This is a genomic window from Streptomyces sp. NPDC021096, assembly GCF_040641275.1.
Lineage (GTDB): Bacteria > Actinomycetota > Actinomycetes > Streptomycetales > Streptomycetaceae > Streptomyces.
Map to the genome: position 1 here is coordinate 700,942 of NZ_JBFADG010000001.1, position 25,976 is coordinate 726,917.

The window sequence follows — 25,976 nt, forward strand, 5'->3', positions numbered from 1 at the left end:
CACCAAGGTGGCCGGCCTCCCGCCGGGGCCGGTCGTCCGACCGCCGCCAGGCGGCCGGGAAGCCGGGCCTTTGGGCCCGTCGTCCGGGCCCCTGTCCGACGGCGCAATGCCATCCGGGCGTTCGGCCCCGCCGCAGGGGCCGGTCGTCCGACCCGCCGTCAGGCGGCCGGGTAGCCGGGGCCTTTCGGGCCCGGCGCTTGTCCGCCCGGCGGTGCCAGTGCCACCAGGGCGTGCGGCCCCTCGTCAGGGGCCGGGCGTCCGAACCCCGCCGTCGTGGCGGGATCGCCCAGGGCGGCAGTGCCCCACCGGGTCCGTCCGTCCCTACCGCCCTCGTGGCGGGAGGCGGGGTGCCCGAACCGGGGCGGTCCGTCATTACTTCACAGCCTTGCCCGGTGCGATCCACCGGGGGAACGGAGCAGCAGGTGACCACGGTTCACCACGTCGCCGGCCGGCCGAGCGAGCCCGCCGCCCGCCCGGACGGGCGGTCCGGCACCCGGCCCGAGGGGCGGGCCGCAGCCGTCGGCGCGGCGACCTCGCTGCTCGACGCCTTCGAACCCGGCCGCGCCCGTTTCTTCGCCTCGCCCACCCGCACCCTCCTCGCCCACGGCACCCGGGCCGAAGTACCGCACGGCGACGCCCCGCTGGCCCGCCGCGTGGCCGACACCCTCGACGCGCAGCTGCTCGCCGGCAACCCCGCGCCGCTCGTCGTCGGCGTCGTCCCCTTCGACCACACCGCCCCCGCCGCGCTCGCCGTGCCCGAGGCCGTCCGCTGGGCGCCGCCGCTGGCCGAGGACCCGCTCATCGCGCTGCCCGCCGCCGAGCCCGCCGCGGCCGACTGGGACATCCGGCCCGTGCCCGAGCCCGCCGGCTACGGCGACGCCGTCGCCGAGGCCGTACGCCGCATGAAGCGCGGCGACTTCAGCAAGGTCGTCCTCGCCCGCACCCTGGAGCTGCGCTCCTCCCGCGACCTCGACCTGCCGGGGCTGCTCCAGCGCCTGGCCCGCCGCGACCCGTCCGGCTACACCTTCGCCCTGCCCTCCGGCCCCGGCCGCACCCTCCTCGGCGCCAGCCCCGAACTGCTGGTCTCCAGACGCGGCGGGCGCCTCGTCGCCAACCCGCTCGCCGGCTCCACGCCCCGCAGCGCCGACCTCGCCGAGGACGTACGCCGGGCGGCCGCGCTCCTGGAGTCCGCGAAGGACCTGCACGAGCACGCCGTCGTCGTGGACGCCGTCCGCGAGGCCCTCGCCCCCTACTGCCGCACCCTCGACGTGCCCGCGCGCCCCACGCTCGTACGGACCGCCACCATGTGGCACCTGTCCACGACCGTCACCGGCGAACCGGCCGACCCCGCCGTCTCCGCCCTCGAGCTGGCGTGCGCCCTGCACCCCACCCCGGCCGTGTGCGGCACCCCCACCGCCACCGCCCGCGAGGTCATCGGCGAACTCGAACCCTTCGACCGGGGCGCCTACACCGGCATGGTGGGATGGGGAGACGCCGGTGGCGACGGCGAATGGGTCGTCACCATCCGCTGCGCCGAGGCCGAGGAGCGCACGCTGCGCCTCTTCGCGGGCGCCGGCGTCGTCGAGCAGTCCTCGCCGGAGGCCGAGACCGCCGAGACCGGCGCCAAGTTCCAGACGTTCCTGCAGGCAGTGGGGGTAGACCAGTGACCGTGCCGACCATCGACGCGCCGGGGTACCCGGCCGAGTTCGCCGAGCGCTACCGCGCCACGGGCTACTGGCGCGGCGAAACGTTTGGTCAGATGCTGCGCGACCGCGCCGAGAAGCACCCGGACCGGGTGGCGGTCGTGGACCCCTCGGGCGAGGGCCGCCGCTGGACCTACGGCGAGCTCGACGAGCGCGCCGACCGGCTGGCCGCCGGCCTGCTCGCGCGGGGCATCGGCAAGGGCGACCGCGTCGTCGTCCAGCTGCCGAACGTCGCCGAGTTCTTCGAGGTGATCTTCGCCCTCTTCCGCATCGGCGCCCTCCCCGTCTTCGCGCTGCCCGCGCACCGTGAGACCGAGATCCGCCACTTCTGCTCCTTCAGCGAGGCCGCCGCCTACGTCATCGCCGACGTCGCCGAGGGCTACGACTACCGGGAGCTGGCGACGAAGGTGCGGGCCGAGGTGCCCACCCTCGAGCACGTCTTCGTGGTCGGCGAGCCCGGCGAGCACACCGCCCTGGCCGACGTCCCCACCGAGCCCGTCGCCATCGAGGACGCCCCCGAGCCCCACGAGCTGGCGTTCCTGCAGCTCTCCGGCGGCTCCACCGGCGTGCCCAAGCTCATCCCGCGCACCCACGACGACTACATCTACTCGCTGTGGGGCTCCAACGAGATATGCGGCGTGGACGAGAACAGCGTCTACCTCTGCGCGCTGCCCGCCGCCCACAACTTCCCCCTCAGCTCGCCCGGCACGCTCGGCGCCCTCTACGCCGGCGCCCGCGTCGTCCTGGCCCCGCGCCCGAGCCCGGACGTCGCCTTCCCGCTCATCGCGCGCGAGGGCGTCACCATCACCGGCCTCGTACCGCCGCTGGCCCTGGTGTGGACCGAGGCCGCGGCGGCCGGCGAGCACGACCTCTCCAGCCTCGACGTCCTCCTCGTGGGCGGCGCGAAGTTCAGCGAAGAGGCCGCCCGCCGCGTGCGCCCGGCGCTCGGCTGCACCCTGCAGCAGGTCTTCGGCATGGCGGAGGGCCTGGTGAACTACACCCGGCTCGACGACCCCGAGGAGACCATCGTCACCACCCAGGGCCGCCCCATCTCGCCCGACGACGAGGTCCGCGTCGTGGACGACGAGGACAACGACCTGCCCGTCGGCGCGACCGGACACCTCCTCACCCGCGGCCCGTACACCATCCGCGGCTACTGGCGGGCGCCCGAGCACAACGCCGCGTCCTTCACCGCCGACGGCTTCTACCGCACCGGCGACATCGTCCGGCTCACCGGGAGCGGCCACCTCGTGGTCGAGGGCCGGGCGAAGGACCAGATCAACCGCGGCGGCGAGAAGGTCGCGGCCGAGGAGATCGAGAACCACATCCTCGCCCACCCCGCCGTCCACGACGTCGCCGTCGTCTCCATGCCCGACGACTACCTGGGCGAGCGCACCTGCGCGTACGTCGTGCTGCGCGAGGGCGCGGAGCCGGTGAAGTCCATCGCGGTCAAGAAGTTCGTCCGCGAGCGCGGCCTCGCCGCCTTCAAGGTCCCCGACCGCGTGGAGTTCGTCGACGCCTTCCCGCAGACCGGCATCGGCAAGGTCTCCAAGAAGGACCTCCGCGCGGCCATAGCCGCCCGGCTCCGCGACACCGCCGCCGCCCCACAGCACTGAGAAAGGCCCCACACCACCATGGCGCTCCCTGCCATCGCCCCCTACCCCATGCCCACCGAGGCCGACCTGCCGGCCAACAAGGTGGACTGGACCGTCGACCCGGACCGCGCGGTCCTGCTCGTGCACGACCTGCAGAATTACTTCATGGACGCCTTCACCGCCGGCGCCTCGCCCGTCACCGAACTGCTGGCGAACATCGGGCAGCTGAAGAAGGACTGCGCACGGCTGGGCATCCCGGTCGTCTACTCCGCCCAGCCCGGCGGCCAGAGCGCCGCCGAGCGCGGCCTCCAGCAGGACTTCTGGGGCCCCGGCCTGCCCGACGACGCCCGCGCCAAGGCCATCGCGGAGGCGGTCGCCCCCGATGAGGGCGACACCGTCCTCACCAAGTGGAAGTACAGCGCGTTCGTCCGCACCGACCTCGCCGAGCGCATGGCGGCACAGGGTCGCGACCAGCTGATCATTGTCGGGGTATATGCCCACATCGGTGTCATGATGAGCGCCTGCGACGCCTGGATGCGCGACATCCGGCCCTTCCTCGTCGCCGACGCCGTCGCCGACTTCTCCGCGGAGGACCACGCCATGGCACTGCGCTGGGCGGCCGCCAAGTGCGCGGTCGTCACCACCACCGACCGCGTCTTCGAAGGAAAGTGACCCCCATGGCCCTCACGATCGAACAGATCCGCGCCGACGTAGCCGACGTCCTGGGCGAGGACCCCGCCGACATCCCCGACGACGAGAACCTCGTGGACTACGGCCTCGACTCCGTCCGCATCATGACGCTCGTCGAGCGCTGGCGCCGCGACCACGGCACCGAGGTCACCTTCGTCGACCTCGCCGAGAAGCCGGCCATCGAGCAGTGGGCGCCGCTGCTGGGGGCCCGGGCATGACCGTCCCCGCTCTGGAGCGGCCCGTCGACGGCACGGCCCCCGCCCGGCGCCACGCGCCGCGCGGCGGCCTGCCGCTGACGGCCGCTCAGGCGGGCATGTGGCGCGCCCAGGCCCTCGACCCGGGCAGCCCCGCCCTCAACACCGCCGAGTACCTCGACATCCACGGCGACGTCGACCCGACGCTGTTCGCCGAGGCCCTGCACCGCACCGTCGGCGAGGCCGACGCCCTGCGCGTCCGCATCGCCGACACCCCCGCCGGACCCCGCCAGCTGCCCCTGGACATTCCCGCGCCCGGCCACGGCTTCCCGCTCCACACCGCCGACCTGCGCGAGCGCAGGGACGCCCGGGCCGCGGCCCTGGCCTGGATGCGCGCCGACTCCGCCACCCCCTTCGACCCGGCCGCCGGACCGCTCTTCGCCCACGCCCTGTTCCGCGTCGGCGACCACCGCTGGCTGTGGTACCACCGCGCCCACCACGCCGTCCTCGACGGCTACGGCCACTCCCTGATCGCCCGCCGCGTCGCCGAGACCTACACCGCCCTCGTCGCCGGCGGCGACCCCGGCCCGAGCCCCTTCGGACGGCTCGCCGCCCTCGTCGACGAGGACACCGCCTACCGGGCCTCGGCCACCTACGACCGCGACCGCGAGCACTGGCTCGGCCACCTGGCGGAGGGCCCCCGCGTCCCCACCCTGGCCGGCCGCACCGCCCCGCCCTCGCGCACGTCCCTGCGCCACACCGCGCACCTCGACCCCGCCGCGAGCGCCCGGCTGCGGGAGCTGGCCGCCTCCGTCCGCGCCACCTGGCCCGACGTGCTGCTGGCCGCGCAGGCCCTCTACCTCGCCCGCGCCACCCGCAGCGAGGACATCGTCCTGGGCCTGCCCATGATGGGCCGCATGGGCTCCGTCGCCCTGCGCGTACCCGGCATGGTCATGAACGTCCTGCCGCTGCGCTTCACCGTGACCCCGGACGCCACCTTCGCCGAACTCGCCCGCCAGGCCGACCTCGGCATCCGGGCCGCCCGCCGCCACCAGCGCTACCGCGACGCCGACCTGCGCCGCGACGCCGCTGCCGTTGGCGTTGCCTCCGTCGGCCCCCTTGTCGGCCCGCTCGTCGGTCCTCTCGTCGGTCCTCTCGTCAACGTGATGCCCTTCGACTACGGGCTGACCTTCGCCGGCGCCCCCTCCGAGGCCCACAACGTGTGCGCCGGGCCCGTCGAGGACATGGACGTCAACATCTACGACCGGGCCGACGGCTCCGGCCTGCGCATCGACTACGACGCCAACCCGGCCCTCTACGACGACGCCGAAGTCGCCGCCCACCAGCGGCGTTTCCTCGACCTGCTCACCCGCATCGCCGACGGCGACCCCCACCGGCCGCTCTCCGCGCTGGGCCTGGCCACCGGCGAGGAGCGCGAGCGCGTCCTGGGCGAGTTCAACGACACCACCGTCGCCCTGCCCCCGACGACCCTGATCGGCCCCGTCGAGGCCCGCGCCGCCCGCACCCCGGGCGCCCTCGCGCTCGTCACCGACGGACAGCGCCTGACCTACGCGGAGCTCAACTCCCGCGCCAACCGCCTCGCCCGCCACCTCATCGGCCTGGGCCTGCGCCCCGGCACCCGGGCGGCCGTGGCCCTGCCGCGCTCCGCCGAGCTGGTCGTCGCCCTGCTGGCCGTCCTCAAGACGGGGGCGGCGTACGTCCCCGTGGACCCCGGCCACCCGAAGGACGGCCTCACGTTCCTGGCCGACGACGCCGCGCCCGTGTGCGTCTTGACGGACACCGCGGGCCGGGCGGCGCTCCCGGACACCGCGCCCCCGGCCGTGGCGCTGGACGACCCCGCGCTGACGGCGGAGCTGGCCGACCACTTGCCCACCGACCCGGGCCGCGCGCTCACCCCGCAGCACCCCGCGTACGTCCTCCCCGCCGCGCCCCGTGACGTCGTCGTGCCCCACTCGGCCGTCGACAACCGGCTGCGCTGGATGCAGGACCGGTTCCGGCTGGAGCCCGGGGACCGGGTGCTGCAGCGGACCGGCGCCGGCGCCGACGCGTCGGCGTGGGAGTTCCTCTGGCCGCTGCGGGAGGGCGCCACCCTCGTCCTCGCCGGGCCGGACGCCCTGGCCCGTACCATCCGCGAACACGGCGTCACCACCGCCCACTTCGCGCCGTCCGCGCTGGCCGGCTTCCTGGCGGAGGCGGAGGCGGATTCGGGTACGGAGGTGGCGCACTGTGCCGGGCTGCGCCGGGTGCTGTGCGGCGGTGAGGTGCTGCCGCGCGAGACGGTGAACCTCTTCCACCACGTGCTGCCCGGCGTCCGGCTGCACCACCTCTACGGACCCGCGGAAGCGGCCGCCGTGGCCTCCCACCACCGGTTCGAACCGGCGGAGCCCGGCGCGCCCGTACCGCTGGGGCAGCCCGTGTGGAACACCCGGCTGTACATCCTCGATGCCGCGGGGCAGCCCTGCCCGCCCGGCGTCACCGGCGAGCTGTACGTCGCCGGTGACCGGCCGGCGGACGCGGGCCGCGGCGAGGGGTTCGTGGCGGACCCGTTCGGGCCGCCCGGCGCGCTCATGTACCGCACGGGCGACCTCGCCCGCTGGCGGGAGGACGGCGCCGCCGAGTACGCGGGCCGCGCCGACGGCGACCGCACGGCGGTCGCCCCTGTGACTCCGGCCTCGGCGGATGCCGCCGCCGAGGCCGGGCCGACGGAACCCGCGCGGGCGGGGGAGCGCGACCGGTGCGCCTGAGGGTGCTCGGCCACGACCCGCTGCCCGGCCCGTGGCCGGCCGGCGGCGGGTCGCCGCACGCCTGGCTGCTGCGCATCCCGGCCGACGGCGCGCGCTACCGCGCCGACGTGCTGGACGCGCAGGAGCGCTCCCGCGCCGCCGCGTTCGTACGGCCGTTGCACCGGGAGCGCTTCGTGGCCGCGCACGCGGGGCTGCGCCACCTGCTGGGCGCCTACCTGGGCCTGGACCCGGCGGCGGTCGAGCTGACCCGTCGGCCGTGCCCCGGCTGCGGCGGGCCGCACGGCCGCCCGGCCGTCGCGGGCCCGGTGCCGCCGCTGCACTTCAACCTCTCGCACGCCGGGGACCTGGCGCTGTTCGCGTTCGCCGGCACCCCGGTGGGCGCGGACGTCGAGGAGGTCCAGCCCCCGTCCGTGGCGGCCGAGGTGGCGCGCGTCCTGCACCCGGCCGAGACCGCCGAACTGGACGCCCTGCCCGACGCGGAGCGCCCCGCGGCCTTCGCGCGGTGCTGGACCCGCAAGGAGGCCTACCTCAAGGGCACGGGCCGGGGGCTGTCCGAGAGCCCCTCCGTGACGTACGTCGGGACGGGCCCGCAGCCCGCGTCGCCGCCGGGCTGGGCGCTGCGCGACACCGATGCCGGGCCGGGGTACGCGGCGGCCGTGGCGCTGTCCATGCCGCTGTCCGTGCACTGACCGTCTGCTGCTTGCGGGAGGCAACGCCGGTTCTTCAGGAGAGGGGGCCGTTCAGCAGGGCCGGTACGTCCGCGATCGAGTCGACCGTGTACCGCGCCCCCACCGCGAGCCCCTCGGCGGCCTGCCCCGCGTACTTGCCGGTGCGCACCTGGATCGTGGTCGCGCCGATCCCGTTCCCGCCGGCGTTGTCGGTCGTGGCGTCGTCACCGACGACCGCCGTCTGGTGCGCGGTGAAGCCCGTCGACGTGGCGGCGAGCCCGAAGTACTCGTGGGAGGGCTTGCCCAGCAGCCGGGCGGAACGGCCCGTGCCGTACTCGAGGGCGGCGACGATCGCCCCGGTGTCGATGAACTCCTCGCCCTCCGGGGTGCGGTAGAGCGCGCCGCGCTGCAGCGCGATGAGCTCCGCGCCCGCGCGAACCGCCCGGAAGGCCCGGTTCAGGAGCTCGTAGTCCAGCACCTTTTGGCAGTCGCCGACCACCACGTGTGTAGGGCCGTTGCCCTCTGGCCCGTCGGGATGCAATGACCTGCGCAGCTCCTCGGACATCAGCGACAGCACGCGCGGGGCGGCGCATGTCTCCAGCAGCGTCCGCGCGGCGACCACCGGCGTGAAGAGTTCGTCCCGCTTGATGTCCAGACCGCAGGCGCACAGGCTCTCCAGCGTCGCCTCGACGGTTTTGGACTCGGTATTGGTGAGAAAACGCAGCGCATATCCACGGTCCCGCAGGCTGTTCACGGCCTCCGGCGCGCCTTCTATGGCAATTCCGTGGTCGAAGACGGTTCCATTGATGTCGATCAACAGTGCTCGGATGTGAGACTGCACGTGAGTTCGAACCTGGGATTCCATGGCTGTCTCCCCTCGTGCGATGGAGAAACGCCTGTCGATCCTACCCCGGCGGGCGGAACACCACGACCCCTGCCATCCTGAGAGCGGCCGGTCACCTTTCTGGCCGAACGCTGTCCTCCGTGCCGCACGGAAGGGGGCTCGCAAATGACCGCAGGCTTTGATCCGGCAAGGACGATGAGACCGTTCCGGCGAATAGGGCTCGCGGCGGAGCATGAATCACCGGAGAATCCATGTGGCTCCGAGATGCGGGTCGCGCTGACCCCTGGCGGTGTGAAAGCACTGGTCAGGCATGGTTGCGCGGTAGCCGTCGAGCGTGGCGCCGGGGCGGCCACGGGATATCCCGACACCGCCTACGTCGCGGCCGGTGCGGCCATCGAATCACGGGCCTCCCTCTACCGCTCGAAAGACCTGGTCATCAAGCTCAAAGGGCCGGCCCATCACGACCTCGCGCACATGGACCCCGGATCCAGCCTGCTCTGCATGGCGCATGTGCAGTCCATTCCCGAAAGAGTGGCCGTCGCCGACGAGAACGCGGTGAACATCGTCGCCATGGAATTGATATGCGAAAGCCCTGAACTCCTCGCGGATCCTTACGTTCGTAGTCGGCTGGCCATGGAGCGGATTCTCGGCGGGCACCACTCCGCACATTCCGTGCCGCCCGCGCCCGATGCTCGGTCCCTCGCCTTCGTCGGGTTCCCCGCCGACTCCTATGGGGCCCTCCAGTACGCCGCCCGCTGTCTGCCGCGCTCCCTCCAGGTGCTTCAGGCCCACCCCCCGCGCCCCGCGGACCCTGCCGTCCTCGCCATCGGCGCCGACGAGCTCGCGGAGATCGCCGCCGCCATTCCGCCGGACCGCGTGGACGAGCACCGGGCCGGCCGGACCCTGAAGGCGTACGGCGGGAGACGGATCCACTGCCTGCACGAGACCGGGCGGGCCGGCGCCCGCTTCGGCATCGACCTCGTCCTCGAACACAACCGGCACATCCCGGGCCCCGCCGCCGTCAGGACCACCGTCCTCGGCTACGGCAACGTCGCCTTCGGCGCCCTCGACGAATGCGTCCGGCAGGGTGTGGCCACCGTCGACATCCTCACCAAGCGGGCCACCGCCCGCCCGGCCGTCCGCCGCTACCTGCGGTCCAGCGACCTCATCATCAACGGGGTCGAACTGGCCGCGCAGTTCCGCGGAACGCACTACATCGTCACCGACGACGACCTGAAGTCCGTCCTGCGCCCCGGCACGGTCGTCGTCGACCTGGTGGGCGGCTGCGCCACCAACCGCACCCCCGTGGAGCCGATCGTCGAGTGCACCCACCCCGCCGACCCGTACATCGTCCGCGACGGCGTCTGCCTGGCCTCCGTCTGGGGCTGGCCCCTCATGGGATTCCAGCGCGAATCCGTGGAGCGCTACAGCCGCCAGATCGTCCGCGTCCTGCTCGGCGAGGAACAGCTGATCAACGGGCTGGCCACCGCGCCTCCCGGCGTCCAACGCGCCCTCGTGGCAGGTCCGGTGCTGTCCGGGCGGCCCTCTTCCCAGTCGATGGCACTCAGTGCCACACTCGGGGGATGATCAAGAGATCGACCGATGCGACGGACCACGTCTGGGCGCTGCTCGGCGGGGACCCCGCCCTCACGGCGGCCGTCGGCCTCGGCGGGCCCGGGCCCGGAGGCGCGCTCCGGGCCCGGCTGCCTGTGCGCGAGATGGCCCGGTCGACCGTGGCCGTCTGCGCGCTCGCCGCGGCCGAGCTGGCCGCCGCGCGGCGCGGCGGCGGCCCGCTTCCCGCCGTACGCGTCGACGACGGCGCCGTGGCGGCCGCGTTCGTCAGCGAACGGCACCTGCGCGTCGGGGGACGGGCGGCCACCACGTTCGCGCCGCTGTCCCGCTTCTGGCGCACCGCCGACGGGTGGGTGCGCACCCACGCCAACTACCCCCACCACCGGGCGCGGCTCCTGGCCGCCCTCGGGCAGCCGGACGCCGGTGCCGGCGGCGACGAGGCGCTCGCCGGCCGCGTCGCCGACGTGCTCGCCGGGCGCGAGGCCGCCCAGGTGGAGGAGGAGATCCACGCGGCCGGCGGGCTGGCCGTCGCCGTGCGCACGCCGCACGAATGGGCTGTCCATCCGCAGGGGGCCGCGGTCGCGCAGCGGTCGCTGCTCTCGTTGGAGCGGATCGGGGGTGGGGCGGTGCGGAGGTTCGGCGGCCACGTCGGCGGGCTTCCCGCCGCCGGGCTTCGGGTGCTCGACCTCACCCGCGTCATCGCCGGGCCCGTCGCCACGCGCACCCTCGCCCTGCTCGGCGCGGACGTGCTGCGCGTCGACTCGCCCTCCCTGCTGGAGAGTCAGGACGCCCACAACGACACCGGTTTCGGTAAGCGCTCCACCACGCTCGACCTCGCCCGGGCGGCCGACCGCGCCACGTTCGACGAGCTGCTCGCCACCGCCGACGTCGTCGTCACCGGCTACCGGCCGGGCGCGCTCGACCGCCACGGCCTGTCGCCGCAGGCCCTGGCCGAGCGCCGGCCCGGGCTGGTCATCGGCCAGTTGAGCGCGTGGGGCACGTACGGGCCGTGGGGCGGGCGGCGCGGCTTCGACAGCCTGGTGCAGGCCGCGTGCGGCATCGCCGCCGTCGAGGCCGGTCCGGACAGCCGGCCCGGTGTGCTGCCTGCGCAGGCCCTGGACCACGGTACGGGGTATTTGCTGGCCGCCGCTGTGCTGCGGGGCGTTACGGATCAGCGGGCCGGGGGCGGGACGTACTTGGCGCGGCTTGCTCTTGCGCAGACTGCTGCTTGGTTGGCGCGTGGTGTGGGGCGCGACGAAACGTTGCGGGATGTGGGGGAGTGCGACGTTGAGCCCTGGATGCGGGAGCGGCCTGGGGCGTTCGGGCCTGTGCGGTATGTCTCTTCGCCCGTTGTCTTTGACGGTGGGCCGTCCGACTGGGCTTGTGTGGCGGGGCGTTGGGGTGCTGACGCCGCTGTCTGGGGCGGGGCCGGGGGCGGTGCGGGCCCTTCTGGGGCTGCATGATTTACGGCGGGTGCCGTTTCGCGTTGACGGCACCCCCAATGCCGCCGCAAATCACGCTTTACGCCCCTGCCAGGGCCCACACCGCCCCCGGCCCCTCCGGTCGGTTCCGGGCGAACTGGCACCCCGAAGCGTCCGGCTCCGTCGCTTGGGGAATCGATCACCGTATCCGCCCTGCTGGAAGCCGAGGTTGCCGTGGTCACGTCCGTTCGTCCTGCTGTTCTGACTCTGCCTGCCGCTCCTTTGGGGCCCGAGAATCCCCTGGCTCCGCTCAAGGCTCCTCGCGACGTGCACCGGGACATTCGGGCCGTTGACCGGATGCCCTCGGATATGGCTCGGCAGATGCGGTACGGACCTCTGCGGTCCCTGCTGCCCGTGCGGCGGCGTGATGGGTATGGGCGTGAGCGTGTGCCGACGGACTTTGACGCGATCGTCATCGAGAACGACCGGCTGCGTGCCACCGTGCTGCCTTCTCTCGGCGGTCGCGTGCACTCCCTTGTGCACAAGCCGACCGGCCGCTCGCTCCTGTACACCAACCCCGTGCTCCAGCCCGCCGGCTTCGCCCTCAACGGTGCCTGGTTCTCCGGCGGCATCGAGTGGAACATCGGCGCCACCGGACACTCCACCCTGTCCGTCGCCCCGCTGCATGCCGCCCGTGTGCCCGCGCCCGACGGTGGGGAGATGCTGCGGCTGTGGGAGTGGGAGCGGCTGCGTGATCTGCCCTTCCAGGTCGATCTGTGGCTGCCCGACGGTTCCGACTTCCTGTACGTCGGTGTGCGCGTGCGCAATCCGCACGATCGGCCCGCTCCTGTGTACTGGTGGTCCAACACCGCCGTCCCGGAAGGGGCGCGCACCCGTGTCCTCGCCCCTGCCGACTCCGCCTGGCACTTCGGGTACGAGCGTTCCCTGCGTCATGTTGCGGTGCCGGTGTCTGGGGATTGCGACGGCACTTATCCGCTCAGTGGGGATCGGCACGCCGATTTCTTCTATGACCTGCCTGAGGGTGAGCGGCCCTGGATCGCCTCGTTGGACGAGCGTGGGCGGGGGCTTGTGCAGACCTCGACCGGTTTGCTGCGGGGGCGCAAGCTCTTCGTCTGGGGTGCGGGAGCCTCCGGGCGGCGCTGGCAGGAGTGGCTCACCGAGCCGGGCACCGGCGGCTACGCCGAGATCCAGGCGGGGCTCGCCCGTACCCAGCTCGAACACCTGCGGCTGGAGGCGGGCGGCGAGCTGGCGTGGCTCGAGGCGTACGGGCCGCTGGACGCCGACCCCGGGCGGGTGCACGGGGCCGACTGGGCTGCTGCCCGTGCCGAGGCCGCCGGGCGGCTGGAGGAGGCCCTGCCGCGTGCCACCGTGGACGCCGCGTACGCGGACTGGCGGCCGTACGCCGACCATGAGCCCAAGGACATGCTGGCCACCGGCTCCGGGTGGGGTGCGCTCGAAGTCGAGCGCGGGCGGCTCGACCTGCCCGGCACGCCGTTCCGGGCGGCGACCCTGGGCGACGAACAGCGGGCGTGGCTGGGGCTGTTGCGCACCGGTGTCCTCGCCGAGGACGGGCCCGAGCCCGGGCACTCGCTGGTCTCGCCGCGCTGGCGGGAACTGCTGGAGGCCGCCGACCCCGGGCCGTCCGCCTCCTATCACCTCGGCGTCGCCCAATGGCACGCCGGCGACCGGTCGCAGGCGGTCCGCAGCTGGGAGCGCGCCCTGCGGGAGGGCCTGACCTGGCCCGCGCTGCGCGCCCTGGCCGCTGCCGACCAGGCCGACGGCCACCCCGAGCGGGCCGCCGACCGCTACGCCGCCGCCGTGACCGAGGCACGCGTCGCCGGGGCCTCGCGAGCCGCCCGGTCCGCGCTGGCGCTCGAGGCGGCCGGTGCGCTGCTGGACGCCGGGCGGGCCGACGACGCCGCCGCCGTCCTGGCGGCCGAGCCGTCCGGCGCTCGCGCGCACGGCCGCTTCCGGCTGCTCCGGGCCCGCGTCCTGCTCGCCCAGGGGGACGCGGCGGGGGCGCGCGCGGTCTTCGACGAAGGCTTCGACATGGACGACCTGCGGGAGGGCGAACACACCCTCGCCGACGTCTGGTACGCCGTCGCCGAGCGCCTGGTGGCGGGGAAGGGGCCGGTCACGGAGGCCGTACGCGCCCGTGCTCGCCAGGCGCATCCGCTGCCGGCGCGGTACGACTTCCATTCCTGAACCAGCCGGCCCACCACCTTCACCTCTCTGTTGCAGGCCGACCTTTGGGCACTTACGGTGATTTTCTTGGTGCTTTCGGTGATCGATGGAGGCGGCGGTGAGGGCATGGCGGTGGATTGCGCTGGCCTCCGCGTCGATCGGGTGGTGGGTCGCGCAACCGGCACAGGCCGCCGAAAGGGCTTATTGCCCGGAAATCCGGCAACCCGAGAAGACTGTCGTCAAGTACAACCTTGTCTTCGACCAGCGCCATGCCGATTTCGTCAAGGTGCAACAGGTGACAAGCGTCGAAATTTCGGATCGTCAGTGGGATTTCGCGAACGCCCTGACGCTCAGCGCGGACAGTAGCGAACATCGAGATGCCATGCAGTGCCTGTTGTACGAGGGCAGAAAAACGAAGAAAAAGTTCAACCAGTGGCATCCGGAGTGGCAATCCATCAGCTCCCAGGCGACCAAGGAAAAAGACCTGGTCACTGTGCGATACGAGTCATGGAATCTGATCAGCAGTCCTGGTGAATTCGAAGTGGGTCCATGGACGGTCCTGGTCAGACGGGGCAAGGACTGGGAGGCCGTCCTCCGCTCACCGGATGCTCTGAAGGGGGCCTCGCGCAAGATGGTCGAGGTCAAGACGGGCGGCCTGGAGATCAGCGGAGCACCCGGAGCCTCGAGCGCAAGCAAAGCCAGCAGGGTTTGGGCCATGAACGGCTCGGGTGCCGAGGTCAAGATAGTGCCACCACGGAATCTTTCCGCGGTGCTGAGTCGCCGCGATTCCTGGATCGAGTCGCTGGGTGTCGTCTCCTGGTGGATCTGCAGCTCGGCCGTGATCGCCCTGTCGGTATGGCCTTTCCTTGAGAAGAAGACCGTCGGCAGAGACAAGAAGGCCGTCGGTAACCCCAAGAAGGCTGCTGCCAGGGTTTTGGCCACCACGGCTTTGCAGTGGGCCGGGCTGAGTGCGGCCCTCGCCCTGGCATTGCTCCTGGTGCTCCAGCCCTCTCCCAGCGCAAACCGTTGGCGCGCCCTTGTCGGAATCACATCGGGACTTGCTCTCGTCCTCCTCGCACGGCCATGGCTTCCATTGGCGCAGGGTTCCGACGAAAGTCAGAAAGCACTGAAGAGGCGAATTGTCGTCGTCGCCGCCTCCGCAGCGGCAGCGATCGGCCTGCTGGTGATCGTGGCTCCCCAGCTCTTCGGCCTCCCGTCGAATCTCATGCCGGCAGCCCAGCCTCCGCTCCCAGGGATTGTCGGGCTGGTCCTGTTGGACATGTCCGTGCTGTGGCTGTGGTTTACCGCGATGGCTGCATGGGGCTGGCGTTTTGCGCGGGAAGGAAGGTTGGGTAGACCTTCGATCGGAAACGAGCCTGACCATCACCTCCGGAATATCACTGTAATCGGAGCGGTGCTCGCCGTTGCCGCAGCCATGGTGGTGGTCTGCTATGCACTGTCCTTTGAGCTCAGGTGGGAACGCGCCAACTGGATCGGTGGGGCAAGTGCGCTGTTCGATAACACCCGAGGTAGCGCCCTGAGCCAGCAACTCGCGGAACTCTCGTCTGTCGGTCCGCTATGGGCGTACGCCCACACATGGGTATTGACGGGAGTCGCGCTTGTGGCGCTGCTCCATATCAGTTCCCGGCTCAAGCCCCGAAAAAATTCCCTTGGCCCCAAGGGATGGGATCTGCTGCTGGTGACCGCTGTCTTCGCCATCGTGACATTGAGGGGGGTCAAGTTTGCGGGAAGCTCATCGGAAGTGTACGGCCTCTGGCTGCCTCTGAATATGGTGGCTCTCTATGCCATGGTGAAGGCCGGGCGTCGATGGTCGGTGCTGGGTCGAATGGACCGAGAGGTGAAGAAATGCATGACAGAAGAAGCAGCAGCAGAAAAAGAGAGTTACGTCGCGGCAGAGCTGGGCACTCGGGCCGGGCACCGGCGGTTGATGGACGAAGCCCGCCGCTGTCGCGATCTGCTCCACCGACTGCATCTCGTTGATCACGGGCGCGCGGAGGGAGTCACGAGACGGAATCTGGAGAAGCAGCTCAGTGCACTGCACCACTGGCGGCCCACCGAATGCAGCCACGACTGCCTACCGGACCCTGTATCCGTGGTCGACGTCGCCCTCAGCTGGGGGCCGCGTCGGCGCTGGTGGAAGAACGCCATCAAGGCTGCGCGCTGGGCTGCCATCTTCGGAATTATCCCGAGTATGGTCACCGCCTGGTATGAGAACGCCTACGACATCGAGCATTGGACGTTCACGCTCGACGCGCCTACGGGCATTCCGGATATGTTCTGGGAGTTCGTGAGGCAGGAGATCTTCTTCGCCGGTGCGGGGCTGGTCCTGGGGGCGTTGTGGCGCGTGCTGCCCGGAGAGCGTGGCCCGGTGCGGGCCTTCAACCTGTTCATCGCCTGGCTCGTCCCCATCGCTGTGCTGGCCATGCTCAACCACAGCATCGACCGCAAGGCGCTGGGCCTGGCGGTCCTGAACGTCGTCCTGATGCTCATGGTGCTGACACTGACGAGCATGTGGATGGACACGGAAACGTTCAGTCGTGAACGGCCCTACTGGACCAAACGCCTCGGCCTGCTGGCGTCGGTCTACCAGGTGCACGGCCTCTCCGGGCAGCTCGCCTTCCTGATCGTGCAGGCGGGGGCCGCGGTGACGATCTGGCGTCAGATCGTCACCGCGTGATCACCGGGTATCACCCCGGTCGGCGGTCGACGTACTCGAAGACCGAGCCGTCCGGGTGGCGGGCCACCAGGTTGCGGCCGATCGGCGTCGGCAGGGGGCCCGCGATGATGTCGGCCCCCACAGCCTGGAGATCGGTGAGGGCCTCGTCCACGTCCGTGACGGCGACGGTCGCGGTGATCTTCCGCAGGATGGAGAGCTCCGCCTCCGGCCCGCTCATGAGGAAGAAGCAGCCGACGGCCGCCACCGCCACCCCTCCGCGCCGGAAGCGGAGCGCCTCTTCCCCGGTCAGCCGTTCGTAGACCGCGATCGCCGCTTCCAGATCGGCGACGCACACCCGTAGCGAAGTCCCCAGAATGTTCATGTGCAGCAGGCTAGTTGACCCTGCAGAGCAGTTCGCCGTTGAGCACCGAGAACCACGCGTCCTCGTGACGGCCCCACTCCCGCCAGGCCCGGGCGATCGCCTCCAGGCCCTCCCGGTCGGTGTGGCCGCCCGCGAGCGCGAGGTCGGCGTAGGGGGAGGAGAGCGTGCGGTCCGCCCACAGGCCGCTCCACCAGGCGCGCTTCTCCGGGTCCGCGTAGCACCAGGCGCCCGCCGTCGCCGTGACGTCGGTCAGGCCCGCCTGCCGGGCCCAGGACAGCAGCCGGCTCCCGGCGTCCGGCTCCCCGCCCCCGGCGCGGGCCACCCGTACGTACAGACGCTGCCAGTCGTCCAGGCCGGGCACGTGCGGGTACCAGGTCATGGCCGTGTAGACGACGTCGCGGACGGCGACGAGGCCGCCGGGGCGGCATACGCGGCGCATCTCGCGCAGCGCGGCCACCGGGTCGTCGAGGTACTGGAGCACCTGGTGGGCGTGGACGACGTCGAAGGAGTCGTCGGGGAAGTCCAGGGCGCGTATGTCGCCGGTGGTGAAGTCGATGTTCCTCAGGCCCCGTTCACGGGCGATCGCGCGGGCGTGCTCCAGGATTCCCGGGGCCGCGTCCAGGCCCGTCACCCGGCCCTGCGGGACCAGGGCCGCCAGGTCGGCGGTGATGCTGCCCGGGCCGCAGCCGATGTCCAGGACCTGGTGGTGCGGCCTCAGCTCGGGCAGCAGATAGGCGGCGGAGTCGGCGGCCCCGCGCCTGCCGTGGGAGCGCAGCACCGACTCGTGGTGGCCGTGGATGTAGACCGTGGTCGCGTCGTTCCGCTTCTTCCGTTCCTCGGGCATGGTGGTCCCCTCGCTGCTGGGTGCGGTGGCGCTTTTCACCGTACGCAATCGATCTCGCATCGCGAGAGCCCCGTCTTGCGATGCGGGACGGTCCGTCACCCGCCCGCCCGTGTCGGCCCGCCGCGCACACCAAGATCTGCGAAGGTGGACGGAGGACCGGGCCGGGTGAGGTACGGAGGTACGGATGCAGCAGGGCTCCGCGGCACCCTCCGCCCTCCCCGGGCCCGAGCGCGGACTGCCCGTCCTGCCCGAACTCGCCGCACGGCTGGCGGAGGCGGCCGGCCGCTCCGGCCCCGAACCCCTCGGCGGCGGGCCCGAGCTGCGCACCGCCGCCTGCGCCTACTGGACCCGGCGCGGGCTGCCCACCGCCCCCGAGCACGTCGTCGCCGGCCCTGGCCCACAGCCTCTGCTGCTGGCCCTGTTCGCCTCGGCGGGCGGCGAGGTGCTGCTGACCCGGCCCTGCGCCGCCTGGTACGGCCCGCTCGCCCGGCTCGCCGGGCGGCTCGCCTACCACGTGCCCGTGCCGGCCGAGTGCGGCGGCGTGCCCGACCCGTTCGCGCTGCTGGAGACCGTACGGCGGATCCGTGCCGAGGGCGGGCGGCCGCGGTTCCTCGTGCTGTCCGTCGCCGACGACACCACCGGCACGGTGGCCCCGCCGGAGATCCTCCACGAGGTCTGCGAGGCCGCGGCCGCCGAGGAACTGACCGTCATCAGCGACGAGACCTGGCGCGACGTCCTGCACGACCGGCACGCCACGGTCTTCGTCGGCCCCGCCGAGATGTACCCCGACCGCGTCGTCGTCCTCGCCGACCTCGCCGGGCCCCTGGCCCCCGCCGCCTGGCCCGTGGCCGTCGCCCGCTTCCCCGCCGGCGGCAGCGGGCCGGCCCTGCGCGCACGGGCCGGCACGGTCCTGACCGCCCTGGGGGCCGAACTGCCGCCGCCCGTCGCCGCCGCGGCCCGCTGGGCGCTGACCGAACCCGGGCCCGTGCGCGAGCGCACCGCCGCCACCGCACGGCTGTACGGGGCGCTGGGCGCCGCGGCCCGCGAACGGCTGGACGCCGCCGGGGTGCTGTGCCGGCCGCCGCAGACCGGCCCCCACCTCTACGCCGACCTCGGCGAGCTGCGCGACGCCCTCGCCGCCCGCCGCATCACCGACTCCGTCGAGCTGGAGGGCTACCTCAGCGCGGTCCTCGGCCATCCCGTGCCCGGCGGGCACCGCTTCGGGGACGCCCCCGACGCACTGCGGGTCCGGCTCTCCACGCCGCCGCTGCTGGGCGCCTGTGACGAGGGGCGGCAACGCGCCCTGGATGCCGCCGACCCGGCGGCGGAGCCGGATGTCGCGGAGGCGTTGTCCACTTTTGGATCGGCGTTCAGTGAACTCGCAGGTATCTGATCTACCGTCGAGCGGTGAGCGTGCCGCGGCCCCCGCCTGCCGCACCGTCCAGGTTCCGGTTCCCCACGAATGGAGCCCCAGATGACCGAACAGACCGAGCGGCCCCTCGCGCAGCCGCGCCCCCTCGGCGAGATCCGTTCCTGGCCCCCGTCGTTCGCCGACCGCCTCACCGCGCCCCTGCCGGGCGTGCGCGCCCTGGCCCGCCTCGCCCGCGAGGGCCGGCTGCGGCCGAGCGCCGAGGCGCTGCTGGAACTCCCCGACCTGCCCTTCGAGCCCGGGCCGCTGCCGGCCGTCGACGCCGGCTCGCTCGCCCTCACCTGGGCGGGGCACGCCAGCTGGGTACTGCGCGTGGGCGGTCTGACGGTCCTGACCGACCCCGTCTGGTCCCGCAGAATCCTCGGCACCCCCGCCCGCGTCACCCCGGTGGGCGTGGCGTGGGAGGACCTGCCGAGGATCGACGCCGTCGTCATCAGCCACAACCACTACGACCACCTCGACGCCCCCACCCTCAAGCGGCTGCCCCGCGACACCCACCTCCTCCTCCCCGCCGGCCTCGCCTCCTGGGCGCGCCGCCGCCGCTTCACCCGCGTCACCGAACTCGACTGGTGGGAGGCCGTGGAGCTGCCCGGCCCGGCCGGCCCGGTCCGCTTCGACTTCGTTCCGGCCCACCACTGGAGCAAGCGCACCCTCATCGACACCTGCCGTTCGCTGTGGGGCGGCTGGGTGCTGACCGCGCCGGGCGGGCGGCGCGTGTACTTCGCGGGGGACACCGGCTACGGCTTCTGGTTCGAGCGGATCGGCCGCCGCTACCCCGGCATCGACGTGGCGCTGCTGCCCATCGGCGCCTACGACCCGCGCTGGATGCTGGAGACGGTGCACACCGACCCGGAGGAGGCCGTACGCGCCTGCGGGGACCTGGGGGCCCGGGCGATGGGGGCGATGCACTGGTCGACGTTCCTGCTGTCCGCCGAGCCGCCGATGGAGCCGCTGCGGCGGGTGCGCGCGGCCTGGGAGGCGGCGGGGCGGCCCCGGGAGGACCTGTGGGACCTTCCGGTGGGGGCCTCGCGGGTGCTGTCGGCCCTGTGAACCCCCGGCCCGCCGGTCAGCCGCTCCAGGCGAAGGTGAAGCGGTTGGCGCCGTGGCCGGTGCAGGTCAGGAACGAGGGGAAGCGGCTGGCCCGGGTGTCGACGCCGACGACGCCGGTCGGCTCCTCGTAGGTGAAGCACACCGATCCGATCGCCACGACCTCCTCCTCGCGCCGCACGACGAGCTGCACGGGCGCACCCTCCCTGATGCCGAAGTCCCGGGCGGGAGCGCCGGATTCCAGGCGGACGTCGAGGCCGTCCGGCTCCCGCAGGAACTGCAGCGTGACGGCCCGGGCCGGATCCCGGAGGCCCGCGAGGTCCACCCGCACCTCCCGGCCCCTGGGCCCGTCGGGCGCGGCCACCGCCAGGCTGTGGAAGCCGCCGGCGGCCACCAGCGTGACGGTCCTGTCCTTCGCCTCCGCGAGGATGCCCGAGACCTGGCCGTCGCCGTCCTTGCCGGCGCCCAGGAGCGCGCCGTCCCGCGTCACCGCGAGGCTGTGCAGATAGCCCGCGGCGATCGCGGCGACCTTCCGGCCCTGTGCGGCCCTGACGATGCCCGACACCTGGTGGTTACCGTCCCGGCCGGCGGCCAGCAGCCGGCCGTCGTCGGTCAGCGCCAGGCTCTGCAGGGCGGCCGCGGACACGGCGACGACCTTCGCGTCCCCGGCCGCCGCCAGGATGCCGGACACCTGCCCGTCCTCGTCCCGCCCGGCCGCCAGCAGCCGCCCGTCCCGGGTGACGGCCAGGCTGTGGAAGTCACCGGCGGCCGCCGCCGCGACCTGCCCGCCCCGGGCCGCCGCGAGGATGCCCGAGACCTGCCGGTCGCCGTCGTGGCCGGCGCCGAGCAGCTCCCCCTCGTCGGTCACCGCCAGGCTGTGCACGGAACCGGCCGCCACGGCGGTGACCTTCCCGCCCCGGGCGGCCTCGAGGAGGCCCGACACCTGCCGGTTGTGGTCCTTGCCCGCGCCCAGCAGCAGCCCGTCGCGGGTGACGGCCAGGCTGTGGAACCCGCCGCCGGCCACCGCGGCCACCGCCCGGCCCCGCGCGGCCGCGAAGATGCCCGTCACCTGCTCGCAGTCGTCCAGCCCCGCCGCGATCAGCCGCCCCTCCTCGGTCACCGCCAGGCTGTGGTAGCCGCCCCCGGCCATCGCCACGACCTTCCGCTCCCGTGTCCCCCGCAGGATCCCCGGTACCTGCCCCTGAAGGCTCAGCCCCGCGGCGAACAGCTGCCCGCCGGCGCGGGTCGGTACGACCGCCATGAGCCCTCCAGTCGATTCGGCACGGTGAGGTCCACGCTGGTCGCTCGCACAGGCTGCGGCACGTGCGGCAAGGCCGAACAGGTGAGCTCAGCGCAGCCGGCGTCGCAGCGTCGGCACCGCGCCCACCGCCAGGGTCAGCAACACCGCCGCCACCACGCCCTCCCACGGCCGGGCGAAGAGCGAGCCGCCGACCACCCCGATGACCTGGTACGTGGCCGCCCACGCCAGGCACGCGGGGAAGTCCCCGCGCGCGAAGCGCACCGCAGGAACCCGCGCGAGCAGACAGGCCAGCATCACCGGAACGCGCCCGGCGGGCACCAGCCGGGACAGCACGAGCACGGTCACCCCGTGCTCCTCCAGCCGCGCCCGTGCCTGCGCCAGCCGCTCGGGCGCGGCCCGCTCCCGCAGCCGGCGCAGCCAGCTCGAACCGCCCCGGGAGCGGACACCGCGCTCGCCGAGCCAGTACAGGACCATGTCGCCGAGGAAGGCGGCGAACGCGGCGACGAGGAAGACCCACAGCAGCGAGAACGGCGAACCCTGGTGGAACGCCACCACCGCCGCCGAGCTCACCAGCGCACCCGTCGGCACGACGGGCACCAGCGCCCCCAGGACCACCAGCACGAACAGGGAGGGGTAGCCGACCGCCTGCTGCGTCGACTCCGGCGGCACCGACCGCTGCGCCGCCTCCGCCACCACCCCGGCCAGGGCCGCCGTCACGGCCTCACCGACTCGCCGTGCGCCGGCCGGTGCACGGCCGCCCCGGGCGCGTAGCGGGCCGCCTGCCGGGCGAACTCCTCGCCGGGCGCGTGGAATTCGTACGGCCGGACCGCGTCCATGCCGATCGGCCAGAACGTGCCGTAGTGCACCGGCACCGCGCTGCGGGCCCCCAGCAGGGCCAGCACCCGGGCCGCGCGCCGCGCGTCCAGATGGCCGTGGCCCAGGAACGGGCCCCAGCCGCCCACCGGCAGCAGCGCCACGTCCACCGGGCCGACCTCGTCGGCCATCGAGGCGAACCAGGCCGTGTCCCCGGCGAAGTACGTGGTCGCCGCGCCCCGCACCACGTACCCCAGCGCCGGCGCCCGGTGCGGCCCGCACGGCAGGCGCCGCCCGTCGTGCTCGGCCCGCACCGCCCTCACCCGCACGTCCCCGATCACCACCTCGTCGCCGGGCGCGGCCTCGGTGACCGCCAGCCGGCGCTCGGCCGCCAGCCTGCGCAGGCCGCGCACGGCGCCGGCCGCGCCCCGGGGGACGACCAGGGCGGTGCCGGGGGCGAGCCGGGCCAGCGAGGGCAGATGCAGATGGTCGGCGTGCAGATGGGAGACCAGCACGACGTCCGCGACGGCCGCCTCGGGCGGCGGCACGGCACCCCTGCGGCGGCGCAGATGCGCGAGCCGCCGCACGAAGAGCGGATCGGTCAGGACCCGGACGCCGGAGTCCTCCACCGTCACGGTGGCATGGCCCCACCAGGTGATTTCCATGGGCGCGTCCGGCACGTTACGGGCGCGCCTCGAGCACGTGCACGCACAGCGGCACCCCGTACGCCGGATGCGTCGTCTCGCGCTCCCGGCGCATGCCGAGCTTGCGCACGACCCCCTCGGCGGCGGAGTTGCCGACGGCGTGCACGCTGACGACTCTGGCCAGCCCCCGGTCCCGCAGCGCGAAGTCCAGCACCGCCCGCGCCGCCTCGGTCGCCAGCCCCTGCCCCCAGAACGGCCGTCCGAGCCGCCACCCGAGCTCCACGGCCGGCAGGATCTCGGGCAGGAAGGCGGGCACGGACAGCCCCGCGAAGCCGGCCAGCCGGCGGCTGCTCCGGTACTCCACCGCGAAGAGCCCCACCCCGCGCTCCTCCCACTCCCGCTCCCAGGCGGCGATCCGGTCCTCGGTCTCCCGCCGGTCGCACACCGACCCGTCCCCGATCCAGCGCATCACTTCCGGATCGGCGTTGATGGCCGCCATGGGCGCGATGTCGTCCTCGCGCCAGCGGCGCAGCGTCAGTCGGGGCGTACGAAGGCAGGTCATGCCGCCATCCTGCCCAGCCGCCGCACGGAAGCCACCCCGGGCGACGGATCCGGCCAGCCCGGCCGGAACGTCCCCCAAGGGTCTACGCTTTGAGGCGCAACGGTCATCGCGCGCAAGGGCTGGTCGGTCCCGGTGAGTGAACACAAGTCCCCGCACGGACCGGAGCCGCAGGCCAGGGCGTGCCCGTGGTGCCACGGCTCCGGATACACCTCGCGCGCGCTCGCCTACACCGTCGGCGCCCATCCGTTCAGAGGGCCGGCCGAGACCGTCCACCGCGCCGGCCAGTGCCCGCACTGCCTGGGCGTCGGTGCCTACGACTCCGCTCTGGACCCCACGTTGGATCAGGTGCGCCGCCGGCCGCGGCCACCCGCCTGAGGGCGGGCTGAGGGCAGGCGTCCGCCGGTTCCGGTGGCCGGAACCGGAGGCGTAGTGACCGGTTCCCTTCCTTAGTGATCCGGGCCACCGTGCACCCGGCCCGCCCGTCCTACTCTGCAGTCATGGGGCAACTGCGCAGCGTCATCCGCCGTGCGGGCAGGCTGGTCGGGGAAAGATGGCTGGGGGCGGTCCTGCCCTGGGCCGTCTCCACCGTCACCATGCTCGCCCTCGCCGGCCTCCTGCCCGACTTCCGGCTGCGGCCCGCCGGCGGCGACGGCGCCGCCCGCTTCGTCCTCGCCGCCGCGCTCGGGGCCGGGGCGTTCGGACTGCTCACCGCCGTCGTCTGGCCCATGCTCGTGCGCGCCTTCCTGCTCGTACCGGCCTGCGTCCTCGGCCTGCTGGTCTTCTTCCTCAACGGCACGCTGCTGGTGACCGCCCTGGCCCTGGTCCCCGTCGGCGGGGGCACCGCCGAACCGGAGACCGCGGTGGTGGTGGCCGCCGTGGTCTCCGCCGCCTCCTCCGCGGCCGGGGGCTTCGTCGCCGTGCGCGACGACGGGGCCTACCGCCGCCGCCTCGCCCGCCTCGCCGACCGCAAGCGCCGCCGCCGGGGCCAGCCCACCGGCCGGCACTCCTCGCCCGGCACGGTCTTCCTGCAGCTCGACGGGGTCGGCCACGACGTCCTGTGCGACGCGCTGCGCGAGCGGTGGGGCGCCCGCGGCCGCCGCAGGCCCCCGCTGATGCCGACCGTGGCCGCCTGGGCCGCCGACAGCCACCGCCTCACTCCCTGGCGCACCGACTGGTCCAGCCAGACCGGCGCCAGCCAGCTGGGCATCCTGCACGGCTCCAACGAGGACGTGCCCGCCTTCCGCTGGTACGAGAAGGAGACCGGCGAGGTGATGATCAGCAACCGCCCCGCCGGCGCCGCCGAGCTGCAGCGCCGCGCGGCCGCCCGCACCGGCCACGACGGGCTGCTCACCGCCGACGGCGCCAGCCGCGGCAACCTCTTCACCGGCGGCGCCGACCAGCTCGCGCTCGTCCTGTCGGTCGCCGCCCGGCGCGGCCGGCACAACCGCTCCCGGTCCGGGTACTTCGCCTACTTCTCCGACCCCGCCAACGCCACCCGCACCGCCGTCTCCTACGTGGCCGAGGTCCTGCGCGAGATGGGCCAGTCCACCCGCGCGAAGTTCCACCGCGAGACCCCGCGCCTGGGCCGGGGCGGGCTCTACCCCTTCATACGGGCCTTCGTGACCGTCGTCGAGCGCGACGTGATCGTCGCCGCCGTCATCGGCGACATCCTCTCCGGGCGCACCTCCGTCTACGCCGACCTCGTCGGCTACGACGAGGTCGCCCACCACTCCGGGCCGCGCGGCCGCGACACCCACCAGGTGCTGCGCGGGCTCGACCGTGCCGTCGCGCTGATCGCCAAGGTCACCGAGCACGCCCCGCGGCCGTACCGCATCGTGCTGCTCTCCGACCACGGCCAGAGCCCCGGGGAGACCTTCGCCGCCCGCTACGGGCTGACCCTCCAGGAAGTGGTGCGCACCGCGGCGGGCCGCCCGGCTCGGGGCAGGGATCCGGTCGTGCTGGCCTCGGGCAACCTCGGCCTGGTCTCCTTCCCGGACCTGCCGGGCCGGGCGAGCCGCGAGCACATCGAGCGCGACCACCCGGGGCTGCTGCGCACCCTCGCCGACCACCCGGGGGTCGGCTTCCTGCTCGTACGCTCGGCGGAGCGCGGCCCGGTCGTGCTCGGCGCCGGCGGCAGCGAGCACTACCTGGACAGCGGCGAGGGCGCCGAGCACAGCCCGCTGCGCGGGCTGGGGCCCGGCGCGGTGGCGGCCGTCCGGCGGACCGCCGGCTTCCCGCACGCGGCGGACATCATGGTCAATTCCGCCTACGACCCGGTCACGGGCGAGGTGCACGCCTTCGAGGAGCAGATCGGCTCGCACGGCGGGCTGGGCGGCGAGCAGAGCCGGGCCTTCCTGCTGTGGCCCGGGGAGCTGAGCGCGCCGGTGGGGGAGGGGGAGGAGCTGGTCGGCGCCGAGGCGGTGCACCGCGTGCTGCGGCGCTGGCTGTGCGAGGCGAGTGGGCGACCGCAAATACCGGCCGGGACGGTTGTGGGGGAGCAGATTCCGCATGAGGGCGCCCCGGTGGACGAATCACGGTCCACGGCACCCGTGACAGCACCTTTTGCGGTCGAGGGCCCGGCCGTGCGGGACAAAAAATTCTAATTTTGCGCGTCGAGGGTCCGCGGTCAATATGTGCTGTCGCACATACCTGTGCTCTTG

At 73.6% G+C, this 25,976-nt stretch carries 21 protein-coding genes; 14 read left to right on the forward strand and 7 right to left on the reverse strand.

Annotation, left to right across the window (positions count from 1 at the left end; all coding sequences use genetic code 11):
- The first annotated feature begins 536 nt into the window (after positions 1 to 536).
- The 6 genes from dhbC to AB0G59_RS03280 are packed head-to-tail and all read left to right on the forward strand — an operon-like array spanning position 537 to position 7,636.
- On the forward strand, positions 537 to 1,667 hold the full coding sequence (gene dhbC, locus AB0G59_RS03255) for an isochorismate synthase DhbC (protein WP_360907588.1): 1,131 nt from the start codon (positions 537 to 539) through the stop codon (positions 1,665 to 1,667).
- Between the two features lie 2 nt (positions 1,668 to 1,669).
- On the forward strand, positions 1,670 to 3,319 hold the full coding sequence (locus tag AB0G59_RS03260; RefSeq protein WP_360907398.1) for a (2,3-dihydroxybenzoyl)adenylate synthase: 1,650 nt from the start codon (positions 1,670 to 1,672) through the stop codon (positions 3,317 to 3,319).
- An 18-nt stretch (positions 3,320 to 3,337) separates the two neighbouring features.
- Positions 3,338 to 3,970 carry an isochorismatase family protein gene (locus AB0G59_RS03265; RefSeq protein ID WP_360907400.1) on the forward strand — a complete coding sequence of 211 codons (633 nt, stop codon included), beginning with the start codon at positions 3,338 to 3,340 and terminating at the stop codon, positions 3,968 to 3,970.
- A 5-nt stretch (positions 3,971 to 3,975) separates the two neighbouring features.
- A complete protein-coding gene (locus AB0G59_RS03270) occupies positions 3,976 to 4,206 on the forward strand; it encodes a phosphopantetheine-binding protein (RefSeq protein WP_360907402.1) in 231 nt (76 codons plus the stop codon).
- Positions 4,203 to 6,947: an AMP-binding protein gene (locus AB0G59_RS03275; RefSeq protein ID WP_360907404.1), complete on the forward strand. Its 2,745-nt coding sequence runs from the start codon at positions 4,203 to 4,205 to the stop codon at positions 6,945 to 6,947. Before AB0G59_RS03270 ends, AB0G59_RS03275 begins: the two co-directional genes overlap by 4 nt.
- Positions 6,938 to 7,636, forward strand: coding sequence for a 4'-phosphopantetheinyl transferase superfamily protein (locus AB0G59_RS03280; protein ID WP_360907406.1), 699 nt, complete (start codon positions 6,938 to 6,940; stop codon positions 7,634 to 7,636). Before AB0G59_RS03275 ends, AB0G59_RS03280 begins: the two co-directional genes overlap by 10 nt.
- Before the next feature lie 34 nt (positions 7,637 to 7,670).
- On the opposite strand, the gene AB0G59_RS03285 is transcribed toward AB0G59_RS03280, so the two are convergent.
- Positions 7,671 to 8,456, reverse strand: coding sequence for an HAD hydrolase-like protein (locus AB0G59_RS03285; protein WP_360907408.1), 786 nt, complete (start codon positions 8,454 to 8,456; stop codon positions 7,671 to 7,673).
- Between the two features lie 267 nt (positions 8,457 to 8,723).
- On the opposite strand from AB0G59_RS03285, the gene AB0G59_RS03290 reads away from it, so the two are divergent.
- The 4 genes from AB0G59_RS03290 to AB0G59_RS03305 all read left to right on the forward strand — a co-directional run bounded on the left by AB0G59_RS03290 (position 8,724) and on the right by AB0G59_RS03305 (position 16,355).
- Positions 8,724 to 10,046 (forward strand): hypothetical protein, encoded by a 1,323-nt coding sequence (locus AB0G59_RS03290; protein WP_360907410.1) that lies wholly within the window; start codon positions 8,724 to 8,726, stop codon positions 10,044 to 10,046.
- Complete coding sequence (locus tag AB0G59_RS03295; RefSeq protein WP_360907412.1) at positions 10,043 to 11,494, forward strand: CoA transferase; 1,452 nt, start codon at positions 10,043 to 10,045, stop codon at positions 11,492 to 11,494. The genes AB0G59_RS03290 and AB0G59_RS03295 overlap by 4 nt, the downstream gene beginning before the upstream one ends.
- 192 nt (positions 11,495 to 11,686) lie before the next feature.
- On the forward strand, positions 11,687 to 13,678 hold the full coding sequence (locus tag AB0G59_RS03300) for a DUF5107 domain-containing protein (protein WP_360907414.1): 1,992 nt from the start codon (positions 11,687 to 11,689) through the stop codon (positions 13,676 to 13,678).
- 97 nt (positions 13,679 to 13,775) lie between these two features.
- A complete protein-coding gene (locus AB0G59_RS03305) occupies positions 13,776 to 16,355 on the forward strand; it encodes a DUF6185 family protein (protein WP_360907416.1) in 2,580 nt (859 codons plus the stop codon).
- A gap of 10 nt (positions 16,356 to 16,365) precedes the next feature.
- On the opposite strand, the gene AB0G59_RS03310 is transcribed toward AB0G59_RS03305, so the two are convergent.
- Both AB0G59_RS03310 and AB0G59_RS03315 read right to left on the reverse strand, forming a co-directional pair.
- Positions 16,366 to 16,716, reverse strand: coding sequence for a VOC family protein (locus AB0G59_RS03310; RefSeq protein ID WP_071962139.1), 351 nt, complete (start codon positions 16,714 to 16,716; stop codon positions 16,366 to 16,368).
- A 10-nt stretch (positions 16,717 to 16,726) separates the two neighbouring features.
- The gene (locus AB0G59_RS03315; protein WP_360907419.1) at positions 16,727 to 17,560 is read right to left on the reverse strand and encodes a class I SAM-dependent methyltransferase; all 834 of its coding nucleotides are present in this window, start codon (positions 17,558 to 17,560) and stop codon (positions 16,727 to 16,729) included.
- Positions 17,561 to 17,744: 184 nt separating this feature from the next.
- On the opposite strand from AB0G59_RS03315, the gene AB0G59_RS03320 reads away from it, so the two are divergent.
- Positions 17,745 to 18,953 carry an aminotransferase class I/II-fold pyridoxal phosphate-dependent enzyme gene (locus AB0G59_RS03320; protein WP_360907421.1) on the forward strand — a complete coding sequence of 403 codons (1,209 nt, stop codon included), beginning with the start codon at positions 17,745 to 17,747 and terminating at the stop codon, positions 18,951 to 18,953.
- 81 nt (positions 18,954 to 19,034) lie between these two features.
- Entirely contained in the window at positions 19,035 to 20,039 is a 1,005-nt protein-coding gene (locus tag AB0G59_RS03325) for an MBL fold metallo-hydrolase (protein ID WP_360907423.1), read from the forward strand.
- Between the two features lie 16 nt (positions 20,040 to 20,055).
- Here the strand turns inward: AB0G59_RS03325 and AB0G59_RS03330 are convergent, their stop codons facing one another.
- The 4 genes from AB0G59_RS03330 to AB0G59_RS03345 all read right to left on the reverse strand — a co-directional run bounded on the left by AB0G59_RS03330 (position 20,056) and on the right by AB0G59_RS03345 (position 23,316).
- The gene (locus AB0G59_RS03330) at positions 20,056 to 21,297 is read right to left on the reverse strand and encodes a hypothetical protein (RefSeq protein ID WP_360907425.1); all 1,242 of its coding nucleotides are present in this window, start codon (positions 21,295 to 21,297) and stop codon (positions 20,056 to 20,058) included.
- A gap of 87 nt (positions 21,298 to 21,384) precedes the next feature.
- The gene (locus AB0G59_RS03335; protein ID WP_360907427.1) at positions 21,385 to 22,014 is read right to left on the reverse strand and encodes a VTT domain-containing protein; all 630 of its coding nucleotides are present in this window, start codon (positions 22,012 to 22,014) and stop codon (positions 21,385 to 21,387) included.
- The gene (locus tag AB0G59_RS03340; protein WP_360907429.1) at positions 22,011 to 22,775 is read right to left on the reverse strand and encodes an MBL fold metallo-hydrolase; all 765 of its coding nucleotides are present in this window, start codon (positions 22,773 to 22,775) and stop codon (positions 22,011 to 22,013) included. Before AB0G59_RS03340 ends, AB0G59_RS03335 begins: the two co-directional genes overlap by 4 nt.
- A 16-nt stretch (positions 22,776 to 22,791) precedes the next feature.
- Positions 22,792 to 23,316 carry a GNAT family N-acetyltransferase gene (locus AB0G59_RS03345; RefSeq protein WP_360907431.1) on the reverse strand — a complete coding sequence of 175 codons (525 nt, stop codon included), beginning with the start codon at positions 23,314 to 23,316 and terminating at the stop codon, positions 22,792 to 22,794.
- 132 nt (positions 23,317 to 23,448) lie between these two features.
- Between AB0G59_RS03345 and AB0G59_RS03350 the strand changes: the two genes are divergently transcribed.
- Entirely contained in the window at positions 23,449 to 23,691 is a 243-nt protein-coding gene (locus tag AB0G59_RS03350) for a hypothetical protein (protein WP_360907433.1), read from the forward strand.
- Positions 23,692 to 23,813: 122 nt separating this feature from the next.
- Entirely contained in the window at positions 23,814 to 25,919 is a 2,106-nt protein-coding gene (locus tag AB0G59_RS03355; RefSeq protein ID WP_360907435.1) for a hypothetical protein, read from the forward strand.
- Positions 25,920 to 25,976 lie beyond the last annotated feature (57 nt).

Excerpts from the sequence above, each read along its gene's own strand:
- AB0G59_RS03265 (WP_360907400.1), top strand. The coding sequence starts at position 3,338 with ATGGCGCTCCCTGCCATCGCCCCCTACCCCATGCCCACCGAGGCCGAC.
- AB0G59_RS03270 (WP_360907402.1), top strand. The coding sequence starts at position 3,976 with ATGGCCCTCACGATCGAACAGATCCGCGCCGACGTAGCCGACGTCCTG.
- AB0G59_RS03275 (WP_360907404.1), top strand. The coding sequence starts at position 4,203 with ATGACCGTCCCCGCTCTGGAGCGGCCCGTCGACGGCACGGCCCCCGCC.
- AB0G59_RS03290 (WP_360907410.1), top strand. The coding sequence starts at position 8,724 with ATGCGGGTCGCGCTGACCCCTGGCGGTGTGAAAGCACTGGTCAGGCAT.
- AB0G59_RS03295 (WP_360907412.1), top strand. The coding sequence starts at position 10,043 with ATGATCAAGAGATCGACCGATGCGACGGACCACGTCTGGGCGCTGCTC.
- AB0G59_RS03310 (WP_071962139.1), bottom strand. The coding sequence starts at position 16,716 with ATGAACATTCTGGGGACTTCGCTACGGGTGTGCGTCGCCGATCTGGAA.
- AB0G59_RS03315 (WP_360907419.1), bottom strand. The coding sequence starts at position 17,560 with ATGCCCGAGGAACGGAAGAAGCGGAACGACGCGACCACGGTCTACATC.
- AB0G59_RS03320 (WP_360907421.1), top strand. The coding sequence starts at position 17,745 with ATGCAGCAGGGCTCCGCGGCACCCTCCGCCCTCCCCGGGCCCGAGCGC.
- AB0G59_RS03325 (WP_360907423.1), top strand. The coding sequence starts at position 19,035 with ATGACCGAACAGACCGAGCGGCCCCTCGCGCAGCCGCGCCCCCTCGGC.
- AB0G59_RS03330 (WP_360907425.1), bottom strand. The coding sequence starts at position 21,297 with ATGGCGGTCGTACCGACCCGCGCCGGCGGGCAGCTGTTCGCCGCGGGG.
- AB0G59_RS03340 (WP_360907429.1), bottom strand. The coding sequence starts at position 22,775 with ATGGAAATCACCTGGTGGGGCCATGCCACCGTGACGGTGGAGGACTCC.
- AB0G59_RS03345 (WP_360907431.1), bottom strand. The coding sequence starts at position 23,316 with ATGACCTGCCTTCGTACGCCCCGACTGACGCTGCGCCGCTGGCGCGAG.
- AB0G59_RS03355 (WP_360907435.1), top strand. The coding sequence starts at position 23,814 with ATGGGGCAACTGCGCAGCGTCATCCGCCGTGCGGGCAGGCTGGTCGGG.